Source organism: Bradyrhizobium cosmicum (assembly GCF_007290395.2).
GTDB classification, from domain to species: domain Bacteria; phylum Pseudomonadota; class Alphaproteobacteria; order Rhizobiales; family Xanthobacteraceae; genus Bradyrhizobium; species Bradyrhizobium cosmicum.
This window is the reverse complement of the sequence record NZ_CP041656.2, coordinates 7,225,607-7,239,961: the sequence shown is the minus strand read 5'-3', so window position 1 is coordinate 7,239,961 and position 14,355 is coordinate 7,225,607. Positions and strand designations below refer to the sequence as shown.

At 64.0% G+C, this 14,355-nt stretch carries 11 protein-coding genes; 4 read left to right on the top strand and 7 right to left on the bottom strand.

What is annotated here, in order from left to right:
* Positions 1-96: 96 nt before the first annotated feature.
* From FNV92_RS34405 to FNV92_RS34390, 4 genes are all read right to left on the bottom strand, one after another.
* The gene (locus FNV92_RS34405; protein WP_143842744.1) at positions 97-1,281 is read right to left on the bottom strand and encodes a substrate-binding domain-containing protein; all 1,185 of its coding nucleotides are present in this window, start codon (positions 1,279-1,281) and stop codon (positions 97-99) included.
* A 330-nt stretch (positions 1,282-1,611) separates the two neighbouring features.
* Positions 1,612-3,051 carry a sigma-54 interaction domain-containing protein gene (locus FNV92_RS34400; RefSeq protein WP_143842745.1) on the bottom strand — a complete coding sequence of 480 codons (1,440 nt, stop codon included), beginning with the start codon at positions 3,049-3,051 and terminating at the stop codon, positions 1,612-1,614.
* Between the two features lie 272 nt (positions 3,052-3,323).
* Positions 3,324-5,060: a putative bifunctional diguanylate cyclase/phosphodiesterase gene (locus FNV92_RS34395; RefSeq protein ID WP_168213413.1), complete on the bottom strand. Its 1,737-nt coding sequence runs from the start codon at positions 5,058-5,060 to the stop codon at positions 3,324-3,326.
* A gap of 219 nt (positions 5,061-5,279) precedes the next feature.
* Positions 5,280-6,245: a sensor histidine kinase gene (locus FNV92_RS34390; RefSeq protein ID WP_143842747.1), complete on the bottom strand. Its 966-nt coding sequence runs from the start codon at positions 6,243-6,245 to the stop codon at positions 5,280-5,282.
* A 194-nt stretch (positions 6,246-6,439) separates the two neighbouring features.
* Here FNV92_RS34390 and FNV92_RS34385 point away from each other — a divergent pair, with 194 nt between their 5' ends.
* Positions 6,440-7,279, top strand: coding sequence for an SDR family NAD(P)-dependent oxidoreductase (locus FNV92_RS34385; protein WP_143842748.1), 840 nt, complete (start codon positions 6,440-6,442; stop codon positions 7,277-7,279).
* A 157-nt stretch (positions 7,280-7,436) separates the two neighbouring features.
* Here the strand turns inward: FNV92_RS34385 and FNV92_RS34380 are convergent, their stop codons facing one another.
* Both FNV92_RS34380 and FNV92_RS34375 read right to left on the bottom strand, forming a co-directional pair.
* Positions 7,437-8,813, bottom strand: a complete 1,377-nt coding sequence (locus tag FNV92_RS34380; protein WP_143842749.1) for a cytochrome P450 — start codon at positions 8,811-8,813, stop codon at positions 7,437-7,439.
* Between the two features lie 140 nt (positions 8,814-8,953).
* Complete coding sequence (locus FNV92_RS34375; RefSeq protein WP_015689341.1) at positions 8,954-10,189, bottom strand: LLM class flavin-dependent oxidoreductase; 1,236 nt, start codon at positions 10,187-10,189, stop codon at positions 8,954-8,956.
* Between FNV92_RS34375 and FNV92_RS34370 the strand changes: the two genes are divergently transcribed.
* Positions 10,133-10,564: a hypothetical protein gene (locus tag FNV92_RS34370; protein WP_168213224.1), complete on the top strand. Its 432-nt coding sequence runs from the start codon at positions 10,133-10,135 to the stop codon at positions 10,562-10,564. The genes FNV92_RS34375 and FNV92_RS34370 overlap by 57 nt on opposite strands.
* Before the next feature lie 38 nt (positions 10,565-10,602).
* Positions 10,603-11,790, top strand: coding sequence for an extracellular catalytic domain type 1 short-chain-length polyhydroxyalkanoate depolymerase (locus FNV92_RS34365; RefSeq protein ID WP_143842750.1), 1,188 nt, complete (start codon positions 10,603-10,605; stop codon positions 11,788-11,790).
* 12 nt (positions 11,791-11,802) lie between these two features.
* Here FNV92_RS34365 and FNV92_RS34360 read toward each other — a convergent pair whose 3' ends face one another.
* Entirely contained in the window at positions 11,803-12,471 is a 669-nt protein-coding gene (locus FNV92_RS34360) for an MBL fold metallo-hydrolase (protein WP_143842751.1), read from the bottom strand.
* Between the two features lie 173 nt (positions 12,472-12,644).
* On the opposite strand from FNV92_RS34360, the gene FNV92_RS34355 reads away from it, so the two are divergent.
* Positions 12,645-14,246, top strand: a complete 1,602-nt coding sequence (locus FNV92_RS34355; RefSeq protein WP_143842752.1) for an alpha-amylase family glycosyl hydrolase — start codon at positions 12,645-12,647, stop codon at positions 14,244-14,246.
* Positions 14,247-14,355: the final 109 nt, after the last annotated feature.

Genomic DNA, 14,355 nt, shown 5'->3' with positions numbered 1-14,355 from the left:
GGGGAGGGCGGGGGAGGGGGTGTCTCCGCGGGAGAACCCCAAGACGACAGAGCCCTCTCCCGGCCTCTCCCGCAAGCGGGAGAGGTGAAGAACAACTCAGCGCTTGTTCTTAATCGGAACATCCATGTCCTCGATCTTCAGTTCGCGGACCGGCTCGAGCACGGCCCAGGCGACGTTCGGATCGACCTTGACCTTGAAGTGATACATGCTCTGCAGCGCCTGATGGTCCTCCTTGCGGAACACCATCTTGCCCTTCGGCGTGTCGAACTCCAGGCCTTCCATCGCCGTGATCAGCTTCTCGGTGTCGGTCGACTTCGCCTTGGTGACGGCGGCGACGACGGACATCGCAGCGGCGAAGCCGCCGGCGGTGAAGAAGTCCGGCGGCGCGTTGAAGCGCTTCTGGTGCTCGGCGACGAACCAGTCGTTCACCGGATTCTTCGGGATGTCGTAGTAGTAATAGGTCGCGCCTTCCATGCCCGGCAGGCCCTTATAGGCCGCCAGCGCCGGCAGGATGTTGCCGCCGGTCGACAGCTCGATGCCATAGCGCTTCGGATCCATGTCCTGCAGCTTGGCCAGCGGATTGCCGGCGCCGGCCCAGATCACCCAGATCACCTTGCGGCCGGGCTTGTCCTTCAGCGCGTCGAACAGGCGCTGGCCGACCGCGGTGAAGTCGGTGGTCGAGGTCGGAGCATATTCTTCCGCGGCGAGCGTCGCGCCGGTCTTTGCGAGCGCCTCCTTGAAGGCGGCGACGCCGTCGCGGCCGAAGGCGTAGTCCTGCGCCAGTGTCGCCACGGTGACGCCCTGCTTGCCGATCGCGACCGCGTTCGAGATCGCATCCTGCGATGAATTGCGCCCGGTTCGGAAGATATAGCGATTCCACTTCTCGCCGGTAATCTGGTCCGCAACCGCAGGCTCGACGATCAGGATCTTCTTGTTCTCCTCGGCGACGGGGAGAATCGCGAGCGCTGCGGCCGACGAGGTCGTGCCGATCGCAATGTCCGCCTTGTCGTCCTGATAGGCTTCGGCGAGCGCGGCCTTGGAGAGGTCCGGCTTGCCCTGGTCGTCCTTGGTGATAACGACGATCTTGCGGCCGTCGAGCGTCATCGTGCCCTTGGTGGCGTATTCAAAGCCCATCTGCAGGCCGGTTTCGGTCTGCTTGGCGTAAGCCTCAAGCGGGCCGGTTTTGCCGTAGATCAGCGCGACCTTGAGGTCGTCGGCTCGGGCGGAGGTGGTCGCGGCCAAGCCGAGGATGGCTGCTGTGAGAATGAGCGATCGACGCACGATAGGTTCCTCCTTGAATGAACTGCCTTGATCACAGCGATTTGCACACATGTGCATACATTGCAATTCCACCTTCCGGCAGAGCCTGCATGAGGTGCATGTGACAATCTCTTGACGTGTGGGCGTCGCGACGTTCGCGATGTCTGGACGCCGCCGCGTCGTGCATCAGCCCATGCGTTTCCTCTGGCCGCCTACAGCAATCTCTGCGCCAGATGCGGAGCTTTGCGTTGGAATGGCTGAAAATGCGGCAGAAGCGCTGACGATGCCAAAGACAAGGTCGGCATCATGTTGTCGGGAATCCGAGACTCCGGACACGGATTGTCTCGAAACTCAGACAGGCGGCGATCCGGTCGCCAGCCCGAACTTGGCGAGTTTCTTGTAGAAGGTCGCGCGCGAGATCCGCAGCATGCGCGCGGCTTCCGTGATCTGGCCGTTGCTGGCGGCCAGTGCATGTTCGAGCGTCTGCTTCTCGAACTCGGCCTCGGCTTCGGCATAGGGCAGGACCGAGCCAGTCATGCGCGGCGCCGGCGCTGCGGCGACGTCTGCACTGACCGGCAGGATGTGAACGAAATCGTCGCCGGTCAGGCGCCCGGAATCGCTCAGGATCAGCGCGCGCTCCAGGATGTTGCGGAGCTCGCGGACATTGCCCGGCCAATCGTAGCGTGCGAGCGCCGAAAGCCCGCTCGGCGTGATCCTGGCATTGACGAAATCGCCGGAGGCGCTGATGTCCTCGATCAGCCGCGCGCAGATGTCAGGCAGATCGTCGATGCATCTTCGCAAGGGCGGAAGGTCGATCGAGAGCACGTTGAGGCGGTAATAGAGATCGGCGCGGAAGGCGCCGTCGCTGACGCGCTTGCGCAAGTCCACATTGGTTGCGGCGATGACGCGCACATCGACCCTGGTGATCTTGTCCGAGCCGAGCGGTTCGATCTCGCGCTCCTGCAAGACGCGCAGGAGCTTAGCCTGCAACTGCAGCGGCATCTCGCCGATCTCGTCGAGGAACAGCGTGCCGCCGTCGGCGATCCGGAATTTGCCATCGCGTCCCCTGCGGTCGGCGCCGGTATAGGCGCCCGGTGCGGTGCCGAAGAATTCGGATTCGATCAGCGTCTCCGGGATCGCCGCGACGTTGACGCTGACGAACGGTTTCTCCGCGCGCGAGGACGCATTGTGGATCGCCTGGGCCAGCAGCTCCTTGCCGGTGCCGGTCTCGCCGGTGAGCAGCACGGTCACGCTCTGTCGCGCCGCGCGTTTGGCAAATTCCTTCGCTTGGGCGATCGCCGGTGTCGTGCCGACGAAATCGGCCAGGGTGAAGCGCGCCGCGCGGGCGTGCGACAGTTGCCGCCGTGCCAGCCGCAGATCGCTCTCGAGCCGGGTGACGCGCGCGAGCAGCGGCTTCAGGCTCTCGATGTGGTCGTAGAGCACGAAGCCGATTGCGCCGATGATGTTGCGCTCCTCGTCCTCGATCGGCATGCGGGTGACCACGAGCTGCTCGCCGCCGAGCTCCATGATGTCGAGCAAGATCGGCTCGCCGCTCTCGGCCACGTTCCGCATCAGGCTGTTCGGGATGATCTCCTCGATCGGCCGTCCGATCGCTTCCGCCGTCTGCTTCAGGCCGAGCGCCGCCAGATACTTCTCGTTGACGTATATCACCCGCCCGCCGCGATCGATCGCGATCGCGCCCTCGCACAAATGCTCCAGCCGCTCGAACAGCGTCACCATCGCCCTTGCGCGGACATAGGCGGGATCGCTGACGGAGGGGGCAGAGGGCATGGCGTACCTCGGGGGAGTCCGCCTGTATTAGCAAAAGAGTAGCAATTTCAAAGGGGGAATCGATGTGGCGGGTTAACGCCGGTAGCTGCGCGCCAGCAATCCATCTCCGTCACCCTGAGGTGGCCGCTTCTTCAGGGGCCCTCGAAGGGCGACGGCCCGGCTGGCAGCTCGGCCGCGCATCCTTCGAGGCTCCCGGCGCGATGCTTGCATCGCGCCACTCGCACCTCGGGATGACGGAATTAGCTTATCGGGTGATCGAGCAGCTCCGTGCCCTACCGCCGATACCCGTTCGCCCGTGAATAACTCTGGCGGTTCTGCTGCAGCGGGCGGCTGGCGACGCTGCCCCGTGCCTCGCTGGAGGCGGGCGTTGCGAGCTTCAGCTCCTCCAGGAAGATCGGCCGGGCGAAATAATAGCCCTGCGCGTAGCGGATCTTGGTCGCGGCCTGGAGATAGGCGAGCTCTTCGTAGGATTCGAGCCCTTCGGCGATCACGGTCATGCCGAGCGCCTCGCTCAGGGATTCGATCGCGCGCAAGATGCCCTGGCTGCGCGGGCGCTTATGGATGTCGGTGATGAAGGAACGGTCGATCTTGATCTCGTCGGCGGTGATGTCGGCGAGTGCCGAGAGCGAGGAATAGCCGGTCCCGAAATCGTCGATGGAGATGCCGACGCCGAGCTTGCGGAACATCGGCAGGATTTCCGACTGGAAATGGTTCTTGGCGACGAAGGCGTCTTCCGTCACCTCGATCATGAAGCGCTGCGGAAAGCCGGTGTTTTGCAGCGCCTGCGCGAAGTTGCGCATGAATTCCGGGTTGCCCGCCTGCTTGGCGGCGACGTTGATGCTGATGGTGGCTTCCGCGCCAAAGGTGTCGTTGATCAGGTCGATCGACTTGACGATCTCGGCCAGCACGAGATGGGTCAGCTCGTCGATCAGCCCGAGCTCGCCGGCCAGGTTGATGAACGAACCCGGCGCCTGGATCACGCCTTCGTCGTCGCGCAGCCGCACCAGCGCCTCGATGCCCTTGACCGCCTGCGTCCTGATGTCGACCTTGGACTGGAACGCGCAGCAGAAGCGTTTTTCCAGGATGGCGAGCCGCAGCGACTGCTCGATCTTCATCCGCGCCAGGGCCTCGCGCTCCATGCTGGAATCGAAGAAGGCCGCCGATCCCTTGCCGCCGTTCTTGATGCGGTACATCGCGATGTCGGCGTTCTGGCGCAGCGCCTCGAAGGTTCGGCCGTGATCGGGATAGAGGCTGACGCCGACTGAGGTGGAGGCGAAGACCTCCGAATTGTCGATGAAGAATGGCGCGGTCAGTCGCTCCAGCGTCGATTGAATGAATTCAGCGACCTCCTCCTGGCTCTGGATCGGGGAGAGCAGCAGCAGGAATTCGTCGCCGGAGATGCGCGACAGCATGTCGGACTCGCGCAAGTCGCGTCCGAGCCGCTTCGACAGCTCGACCAACAGCGCGTCACCGACGGCGTGGCCGTAATAATCGTTGATGTGCTTGAAATTGTCGACGTCGAGAAAGGCGAGCGCGAAGCGTTCAGTCTTGCTGTCGCGCGTCAGCAGGCCGTTGGCGCGATGCTCGATCACGCGCCGCGAGGGCAGGCCGGTCAGCTCGTCGAAATAGGCCGACCGGAACAGCTGGTCCTCGAAGTTCTTCTGCTCGGTGATATCCGAGGAGGCCGAGATCAGGAGCTCGCGTCCGGCTAGGCGGACCGGACGATGTGTGGTCAGCAGCACCTGGCGCGCGGCGCCGTCGTGAAGTGCTTCCTCGGTGACGACAGCCTGGCCGGCGGTCAGTGCCCGCTGGCAGGCTTCCCGGCGCTGCGCAAGATCGGGTGAGGGACGGCTGCCGTCCATGCCGAGTTGGGCGGCCGCGACATCGTTAACCAGCAGAAGCTCGCCTTGCGCGTCCTGCACGGTCAGGCCGGCCGGAAGCATTCTAACGATTTCCTTGAGAAATCCGAGTTCGGCTTCGCTCGCGCCGGAGTATCTGTTGTCGTTCATAGAAGTCATGAATCTTGTTGTTTCAGCGCGCCTTTGCAATGGACGCGATCTTGCGCAGTTCCCTCTTAGGTTTGGTTAAGGGGTCCGCAGAAATACGAGGGTGTTTCGGGGCAAACTTGCGGCGATGCGACGCGTGCGCCCGATCGTCATTAACAGAGGGTCAACGCCGCTTGCGAAACCGCGAGCGGGGCGCGCGGTGCTGTTTCTCTTGTACTGGATCTAGCCGCTTGGCGGGATGCGGCATTGCATGATGCAATGCAGGCCGGTCGCCAGATACGAGACCTCGGTCTTTCCGTCGAACGCCGATAGCGCGGACTTCAGCAATTTGGTGCCGAAGCCCGGCGCCGACACCTTGCCGATGCTCGGGCCTTCGGTTTCGTCCCAGGTAATGGTCAGACGGTCGCCGCTGACGGTCCATGACACCTGCAACAATCCGCGCGGCGACGAGAACGCACCATATTTGCCGGCGTTGGTGGCGAGCTCGTGAAACATCAATGACAGCGTGACCGCGAGCTTCGGCGGCAGGAACAGGCGGTCGCCATTGAGAGTGAAGCGGACATGGCCGTAAGGCCCGAGCTCCGCGATCAACAGGTCGCGGATGTCGCAGCCCGCTTTGTCGATCTGCGAGATCAAATCGTCGGTCGTGGCCAGAGAGCGCAGCCGGGGGTCGATCCGGGCCCAGACCTGCGGTTCGTCATGCAGCACCTGATGCAGCACGGCATGCACCGTCGACAGCTTGTTCTTCAGACGGTGCTGAAGCTCGTCGACCAATAGCTTGCGATAGTCCTCTTCCTCGATCAGGCGCTTGGAAATCCGCCGCTGCTCCGTCAGCATCGTGCGATAGTGCTCGACGCCCCAGATGGTGAGGGCGCAGACGCACCAATACAGCGTCAGCAGGGTGAACCGGGACCGATCGGCAAAAACATCGCTGAAATTGACGATGACGCCGAGTAGGCCGCCGACCAGCGCGGTGATGATGCCGATCCGCAAGCCGCCGAACGCCGCGGCGAAGAACACCGCCGGGAAGTACGGCGTGAAGTAGACGTCCGGTCGCACATGCGCGAGGCCCCAGCGCGCCAGCGTCGCGACCAGCAGGCAGGCGACCGCGAAGGCGATGCCCAGCGCGGGCGATGGCGGCGCCTCGCCCTGCCAACCCTTGCGGAATTCTTCGATCAGCTTCTGCATGCGCCGCCCGGTTGCCAGATGCGCTCGAAAATCGAGAGGTGGGCGAGGATGTTACGCATCTCGCATGCGCAAGCAAAGCTTGCCTTGTCGATAGCTGGCAGGAATAGTGAGCGTCGCGACCCCGACTGTCGCAGCGCCGTCATCGATCGGTGTCGGCCATTTGGCATCAAATCGTTCAAGAGCAGGGAGATTCCATGGGCAGGCTTGACGGCAAGGTTGCGGTGATCACTGGCGCGACGAGCGGGATCGGATTGCGCACTGCGGAAGTCTTCGTTGCCGAAGGTGCCAAAATTGTGATCGCGGGGCGGCGTATACCGGAGGGTGAGGCGCTGGCGAAGCAGCTCGGGGCCAACTGCCTCTTCCGCCAGACCGATGTGACGGTCGAGGCGCAGATGCAGGCGCTGATCGCGCTCGCGGTGGAGAAGTTCGGCCGGATTGACTGCCTCTTCAACAATGCCGGCGGTCCGGCGCAGACCGGCGGCATCGAAGGTCTCGAGGTCGAGCGCTTCGACGCGGCGATGGCGACGCTGGTGCGCAGCGTCATGCTCGGGATGAAGCACGCGGCGCCCTTCATGAAGAAGCAGGGCTCGGGCAGCATCATCAACAACGGCAGCATTGCCGGCCGCCTCGCTGGCTTTTCCTCGTCCTTGGTCTACGGCGCGGCCAAGGCGGCGGTGATCCATCTCACCAAATGCGTGGCGATGGAGCTCGGCGAGTCCAACGTGCGCGTCAATTCGATCTCACCCGGAGCGATCGCGACCGGCATTTTCGGCAAGGCGCTGGGCCTGTCGACGGAAGCTGCCGAGAAGACGCCGGCGGTGATGCGTGATGTCTACAAGACCGCCCAGCCGATCCCGCGTGCCGGCATCCCCGACGACATCGCCCATGCAGCGGTGTTCCTGGCGAGCGACGAATCCAGCTTCATCAACGGCCACGACCTCGTCATCGACGGCGCCATCACCGGCGGCCGCAACTGGAGCCAGCAGCAGCAGGGCCTGGCGGCCTTGCGCAATGCTTTCGATCAGGGGGCGTAGGAAGGTCTCGTGCCCCGGACGCAGCGCAGCGCTTCAGCGGTGCGCTGCAGAGCCGGGGCCTATCTCTCTGGAGTGGACGTGTCTCAAGATTTTGGGTCCCGGCTCTGCGCAGCAGCGCAAGCGCTGCAGCGCGTCCGGGACACGAGAGGCGTGGGCGCTACACCGCCTTCATCCTTACCCTCAGCCCATCCCGCGGCTTCGGGATCGGCCACATCTGCCAGTCCGGCTTGTAGCCTGGCTCCAGCGAGACCTCGATGTTCTGCAGGAAGTGCCGCGCGAAGCATTTGGCCTGCATGTAGGCGAAGTGCAGGCCGAGGCACATATGCGCGCCGCCGCCGAACGGCACCCAGGCGAAGCGGTGGCGGTTGCGCTGGGCTTCCTCGGTGAATCGCAGGGGATCGAACTTATCAGGCTCCGGCCAGATCTCCTTCATGTGGTGCGTGTAGAGCGGATTGACGCCGACCGCGGTGCCGGCGGGAATCGTGAATCCCCTGAAGGTGAAGTCGCGCATCGCGCGGCGCGGCATCGAGGGCACCGGCGGCTTGATCCGCAGCGCCTCCTTGAACGCCATCTCCGACAGCGGCATCTTTTCGAGATCGTCAAAACTGCTCGGCGCACCGGGAGCAAGCCCGAGTGCAAGGACCTCCGCCCGCAGCCTGTCCTGCCAGTCCGGATTGGCGGCGAGCTCGCCGACGAAGGACGTCAGCGACGAGGTCAGCGTGTCGTGCGCCGCCATCATCAGGAAGCTCATGTGGTCGATGATGTCCTGCTCGGACAGCAGGGCACCATCCTCATGGGTGGCACGGCAGAGCTGCGAGAACAGATCGTCGCCGCCATGATTGCCGCGCCGCAGCGGAATCTGCTGGCGGAAATAGGCGACGATGCGCTTGCGGCCCGCCACGCCACGCGCCATCTGCGTGCCCGGGAGGGGGCGGCGGATCGGCGCGACGGCGGCGGCGACCATGTCGACGAAGGCGCGGTTGATCTCGTCGACCTCCGGCCCGATGTCCGCGCCGAGGAAGGACGCCGCGGCCAGATCGAGCGTGAGCTGCTTCATCGCCGGATAAAGCTGCATCTCACCGGGGTTCGCCTTCCATTGTGCAACCCGTGCGGCGATGCCGCTGTCGAGATCGGACAGATAGGATTTCATCGGCCCGGACTTGAACGCGACCGACAGTGCCTTGCGATGCAGCCGGTGCTCGTCGAAATCGAGCAGCATCAAGCCACGCGGAAACAGCAGCCCGAGCACCTTGTTCCAGCCATGGGTCGAGGAGAACAGCTTCTGCTGGTCGAACATCACGAGCTCGTTGGCCTCGGGCCCGAGCAGCACGACATTGGTCTCGCCGAAAACATGGGTGCGGTAGACTGGGCCGTATTTGGCGGCGTTCGCCTCGATGTGTCCCTTGGGATCGGCGAGCACCTGAAAGGTCTTGCCGATCACCGGCCAGCCCTCGTCGCCGGGGATGTGCGTCAGCTCGTTGCGTTTGGGTGCGGTGAACTGAAGCGCAGGGGCGGCCACATTCTGCATCGACATTGACGATTGCTCCGGTTGGCTGACCGAACAGCGCGCGGCCCGTGACAGCATTCCGGCCTGCGCCAGCCGACCGGGTCAGCATAGCACAGGCCGATATCGCCTGCTCGAGATCGTGGTTACGCGTGTAACGCCGGCGCAGCCTATCGCTTCGCCGCTTCCTTCTGCAGATCCGGGGCGTTGACGGCGGGAATGGCGACGCGGCCGGGGCCGGTCACCTTCAGCGCCTCGGCGGCCTTGTCGTTCTCCATGATCTTGGCCATCACGGCCTGTCCCGCACGCTCGAAGATCGCGCGGTTCTCGATCACGAATTTCTGCGACCTGCGCAGGCCGTCGGTATAGCCGTTGATCTCCGGCACGACATAGCGGGCCACCATGTCCCAGCTCCGGCGCGTGGCTTCCGGATTGGCCCAGTCGTGCACGAAGCCGATCACGGCGCCGACGCCGCCGGAGACCTGCATCACGTTCTTGATCATCTTGACGAGATCGTCGGGCGTGCCGATGACGGAGGCGGCGCCCTCGACGAACGCGGTCTTGTCCACGGCCTCGTCGGGGGAGGCGAATGCGGTCAGGCCCGGCCGCTTCAGCGTGCCGACATTATATTCGTTGTGCCAGCGCATCAGCCCGGCGCCGGCCTCCTTGCGGGCCTGCTCGCGGGTCTCGGCGACGTGGAAGGTCAGCAGCACGCGCCAGTTCGCGCGATCGACCGTGGTGCCGTGCTTCTTGGCGGCGTCCTCGGCGAACTGCCATTGCTGCTGCAGCGACATCAGGCCCTGCGTCGTCATCGAGCCCAGCGAGATGATGCCGATGCCGTATTTGCCGGCGAGCGTCATGCCGGAGGGCGAGATCTGCGACGCCACCACGAACGGCATCTCCTCCTGCAGCGGCAGGATCTGCAGCGCCGCGTCGTTCATGGTGAACCAGTCGCTCTTGGCGGTGACGCGCTCGCCGTTGAACAGCCGCCGTATCACGCCGATCGCCTCGTCCTGGCGGTCGCGCTGCGTCATCGGGTCGATGCCGAGCGTATGCGCGTCGGAGGCCAGCGCGCCGGGGCCGGAGCCGAAGATGGCGCGGCCGCCGGTCATGTGGTCGAGCTGCACCATGCGCTGCGCGACGTTGTAGGGATGGTGATAGGGCAGCGATACCACGCCGGTGCCGAGCTTGATCCGCTTGGTGCGCTCGCCGGCTGCCGCCAAGAACATCTCGGGCGAGGCAATCATCTCCCAGCCGGAGGAATGATGCTCGCCGCACCAGAACTCGTCATAGCCGAGCGCGTCGAGCTGCTCGACCAGATCGAGATCGCGCCGGAACTGAAGCATCGGATGCTCCCCGATCGGGTGATGCGGGGCAAGGAAAGCTCCGAATTTCAGGCGCGCCATGGCGGTTTCTCCGGCTGTCATTTTCTGTTTGTTGAGCGGCGAGGCTACGTGCTGGAAACAGTGAACGCAATCGCGCGGTGTCCCGCGTTACGGAATGCAGGCATGCGCGTCTTCTTCCCTCTCCTCGCAGTCGTATCCCGTGTCCTTCGCGATCGAATCTGTGCAATCTGCGCGCGCAGGCCTTGTCGTTTCCCCGTGCTGTTTACGGCGTTGATCACGATCTCGACCGCATTCCGGCGTGAATGTGCCGCGCATCTGCACGAAGTTGAGGCATTACGGTTAATCCATGCGAATTTCCGCAGGAATTCCCGTGATTCCACGCTGATCGACAGCACACGGTCTTTTTATTTTGCACTGCAGCAACTATTTGGTTGAGGTGGACGTTGATTGGGTCACCCCACCTGGAGCTGCCGGTGTCATTAGCCAAAAATCTCGAACTGTTACGGCAGCTGCCCAAGCTGGATGGGTTTCGCTTGCGCGAATTCGGCCTTGGCGCCAGCGTATCGAGCCCGCTGGAGGAGGTCACAGGCTTCGGCTCCAATCCTGGTCAGCTGCGCATGTACAGCTTTGTGCCGGCGCAGTTGCAGCAGCCGCGCGCGCTGGTCGTCGTCTTGCACGGCTGCGGCCAGACTGCAGCCGCTTACGATCTCGGCGCGGGATGGTCGACGCTGGCAAATCATTACGGATTCGCCCTTGTGATGCCGGAGCAGCAGCGCGCCAACAACGCCAACACCTGTTTCAACTGGTTCAACACCGAAGACATCACGCGCGACAGCGGCGAGGCGCAATCGATCCGCGAGATGATCGCGCACATGGCCGAAACGCACGGCATCGACGCGCGGCGAGTCTTCATTACCGGTCTGTCCGCGGGTGGCGGGATGACCTCCGTGATGCTCGCGACCTATCCGGAAGTCTTTGCGGCCGGGGCTGTTGTCGCGGGCCTGCCTTACGGCATCGCGACCAATCTGCGCGAAGCACTGGAGGGCATGTTTCATTCGCCGGATCGGCCGGCGCGGGAGCTCGGAAAGCTCGTACGACAGGCGTCGAACCACCGTGGGCCTTGGCCGAAAATCTCGGTTTGGCATGGCAGCGCCGACCGCACCGTCAATCCCGGCAATGCCAACGCGATCGTCAAGCAGTGGCTGGATCTGCACGGTCTGCCCGGCGCGCCGATGGCCGAGACGATCGTCGACGGCTACCCGCGCCAGACCTGGTGGGACAAGGACGGCGAAACCGTCGTCGAATCCTACGCCATCACCGGCATGTCGCACGGCACGCCGCTTGGCATTGCCGACAACGATCAGCGTTATGGCGTCGAAGGCGCCTTCCTGATTGAAGCTGGAATTTCGTCGTCCTACCACATCGCCAAGTTCTTCGGCCTGACCGGCTGGATTCCGAACCTTGCCACGAAGAAAGCGGCAGCAAAGTCTGCGCCAGCGCCGAAGCCGGTGCCAGCACTGTCACCAGCGCCGCATCTTGCCAGGTCGATCCGATCGGCCGTCGCCGATCAAGCGGCGAAGCCGCCCCCCGAGAAAAGCCGTCGCCTCGATATCAGTGCGGTCATCACCCGGGCGCTGACGGCCGCGGGGCTGATGAAGTAGCGCGCGCCGCGCTCACATCTCGCCGGTGATGAACGGATTGGTCATCCGCTCCTGGCCGATGCTCGATCCGGCGCCGTGGCCGCAGATGAAGCCGACATCGTCGCCGAGCGGCAGCAGCTTGGTCTTGATCGAGTTGATCAGCGTGGCGTGACTGCCGCCGGGCAGATCGGTGCGCCCGACCGAGCCCGCGAACAAGACGTCGCCGACATGGGCGAAACGTAAGTCCTTGTTGAAGAACACCACGCTGCCGGGCGAGTGGCCGGGGCAGTGCAGGATGTCGAACGACAGGTCGCCGATCGACACGGTGTCGCCCTCCTCCAGCCAGCGGTCCGGTGCAAAGTTGCGCCCGCCCGTCATGCCGAAGCGCGCGCCGCTCTCCACGACGTTGTCGAGCAGGAACTTGTCCGCGGCATGCGGGCCCTCGATCGGCACCTTGAGAGCATCGCGCAATTCCGCCGCGCCGCCGACATGGTCGATATGGCCGTGGGTCAGCCAGATCTTCTCGACGGTGACGCCGGACTGCTTGATCGCTTCCAGAATCTTCGGCACGTCGCCGCCCGGATCGATCACCACCGCCTTCTTGCCGGGCTCGTCCCAGATGATGGTGCAGTTCTGCTCGAACAGCGTCACGGGAACGATGATCGCGCCGGCCTTGGATTGGGGGTCATTTTGCTCGCTCATGGCGCCACAATGCCGATTTTTGGCCGAGGGCCAAGCAAAAGATTCGTGCCGGCGCATCGGGAACAACGGCCCCATCCGTCACACGGCTGTCCCAATTCGCCTGTCGGTTTGAACCGGGGCGTGGCTTCCGCGTTCTCTCGCGCATGGCGCAGTTACAGGGTGGTATTTCGAGGATGGCACAGGGCGGCGAGAACTGGTGGCGGCACGGCATCTTCTATCAGATCTATCCGCGCTCGTTTCAGGACTCAGACGGCGACGGTGTCGGCGATCTCGCCGGCATCTTGCGGCGGCTGCCTTATGTGAAATCGCTCGGTGTCGATGCGATCTGGCTGTCGCCGGTCTTCCCCTCGCCGATGGCGGATTTCGGCTACGACATTTCCGACTATACCGGCATCGCGCCGCTGTTCGGCACGATGGAGGATTTCGACGCGCTGCTTGCGGCCGCGCATGACAGCGGCCTCAAGCTGATCCTCGATCTGGTGCCGAACCACACCTCCGACCAGCATCCCTGGTTCGTCGAGAGCCGCGCCTCGCGCGACAATCCCAGGCGCGACTGGTACGTCTGGCGCGATCCGGCGGCCGATGGCGGGCCGCCCAACAACTGGCTGTCGGAGTTCGGCGGCAGCGCGTGGCAATTCGACGAGACCACGGGTCAATATTACTACCACGCCTTCCTCGCCCAGCAGCCGGATCTCAACTGGCGCAATCCCGACGTTCGCGCGGCGATCTACGACGTGATGCGGTTCTGGCTCGAGAAGGGCGTCGACGGCTTTCGCGTCGATGTGATCTGGCACCTGATCAAGGACGCCGAATTCCGCGACAATCCGCCCAACCCGCACTACGTCGAGGGCCGGCCGCCGCACGAGAAGATCCTGACGCAATATTCCACCGATCAAGCGGAGGTGCACGACGTGATCGCCGAGATGCGGCGCGTCATTGATTCTTTCGGTGACCGCGTGCTGATCGGCGAGGTCTATCTGCCGCTGCACCGCCTCATGGCCTATTACGGCAACGATCTCAGCGGCGCGCAGATGCCGTTCAATTTCGCGCTGCTCTCGACCTTCTGGAGCGCGCGCTCGATCGAGCAGATCATTCACGATTACGAGAAGGCGCTGCCGAAAGGCGCCTGGCCGAACTGGGTGCTCGGCAATCATGACCGCCCGCGCGTCGCAAGCCGCGTCGGGGCGGAGCAGGCGCGCGTCGCCGCCATGCTGCTGCTGACATTGCGCGGCACGCCGACGCTCTATTACGGCGACGAGATCGGCATGCATCAGCTCGCGATCGCGCCCGAGGACGTGCGCGACCCCTTCGAGAAGAATGTCCCCGGCATCGGCGTCGGCCGCGACGGCTGCCGCACGCCGATGCAGTGGGATTCTTCGCAATTTGCCGGCTTCTCGGAAACGAAGCCCTGGCTGCCGCTGCCCGAGGATCATGTCCACGAGAACGTCGTCAACCTCGACGCCGACACGCGCTCGATTCTCAGCCTCTACAAGCGTCTCATTGCGTTGCGGAAAGGCTGCCTGCCGCTGGTGGCCGGCGACTATCATCCGATCGCCACGCAAGGCGATCTCTTGATCTATCGCCGTGACGCCGAGGGCAGGGGCGTGATCGTCGTGCTCAATCTCGGGCCAGAGCCGATCGCGGTGACGACGAGCGCGATAAGGTTTGGCAGCGAGATTCTCATCTCGACCTTCCTCGATCGTGAAGGCGAAAAGCTTGAAGGCGTACTGGATCTGCGCGGCAACGAAGGGGTGATCGTGACGCCGCCGGCCTAACTGTCGTCGACATTCCCTCCCCGTCATTGCGAGCGCAGCGAAGCAATCCAGACTGCCTCCGCGGAAAGATTCTGGATTGCTTCGCTGTGCTCGCAATGACGCTCTTGGG

What these genes read in the sequence shown, in the direction of transcription:
- FNV92_RS34400 (WP_143842745.1), bottom strand. Translation starts at nt 3,051, where the DNA reads ATGCCCTCTGCCCCCTCCGTCAGCGATCCCGCCTATGTCCGCGCAAGG.
- FNV92_RS34395 (WP_168213413.1), bottom strand. Translation starts at nt 5,060, where the DNA reads ATGAACGACAACAGATACTCCGGCGCGAGCGAAGCCGAACTCGGATTT.
- FNV92_RS34390 (WP_143842747.1), bottom strand. Translation starts at nt 6,245, where the DNA reads ATGCAGAAGCTGATCGAAGAATTCCGCAAGGGTTGGCAGGGCGAGGCG.
- FNV92_RS34385 (WP_143842748.1), top strand. Translation starts at nt 6,440, where the DNA reads ATGGGCAGGCTTGACGGCAAGGTTGCGGTGATCACTGGCGCGACGAGC.
- FNV92_RS34380 (WP_143842749.1), bottom strand. Translation starts at nt 8,813, where the DNA reads ATGTCGATGCAGAATGTGGCCGCCCCTGCGCTTCAGTTCACCGCACCC.
- FNV92_RS34370 (WP_168213224.1), top strand. Translation starts at nt 10,133, where the DNA reads ATGCTCCCCGATCGGGTGATGCGGGGCAAGGAAAGCTCCGAATTTCAG.
- FNV92_RS34375 (WP_015689341.1), bottom strand. Translation starts at nt 10,189, where the DNA reads ATGGCGCGCCTGAAATTCGGAGCTTTCCTTGCCCCGCATCACCCGATC.
- FNV92_RS34360 (WP_143842751.1), bottom strand. Translation starts at nt 12,471, where the DNA reads ATGAGCGAGCAAAATGACCCCCAATCCAAGGCCGGCGCGATCATCGTT.
- FNV92_RS34355 (WP_143842752.1), top strand. Translation starts at nt 12,645, where the DNA reads ATGGCACAGGGCGGCGAGAACTGGTGGCGGCACGGCATCTTCTATCAG.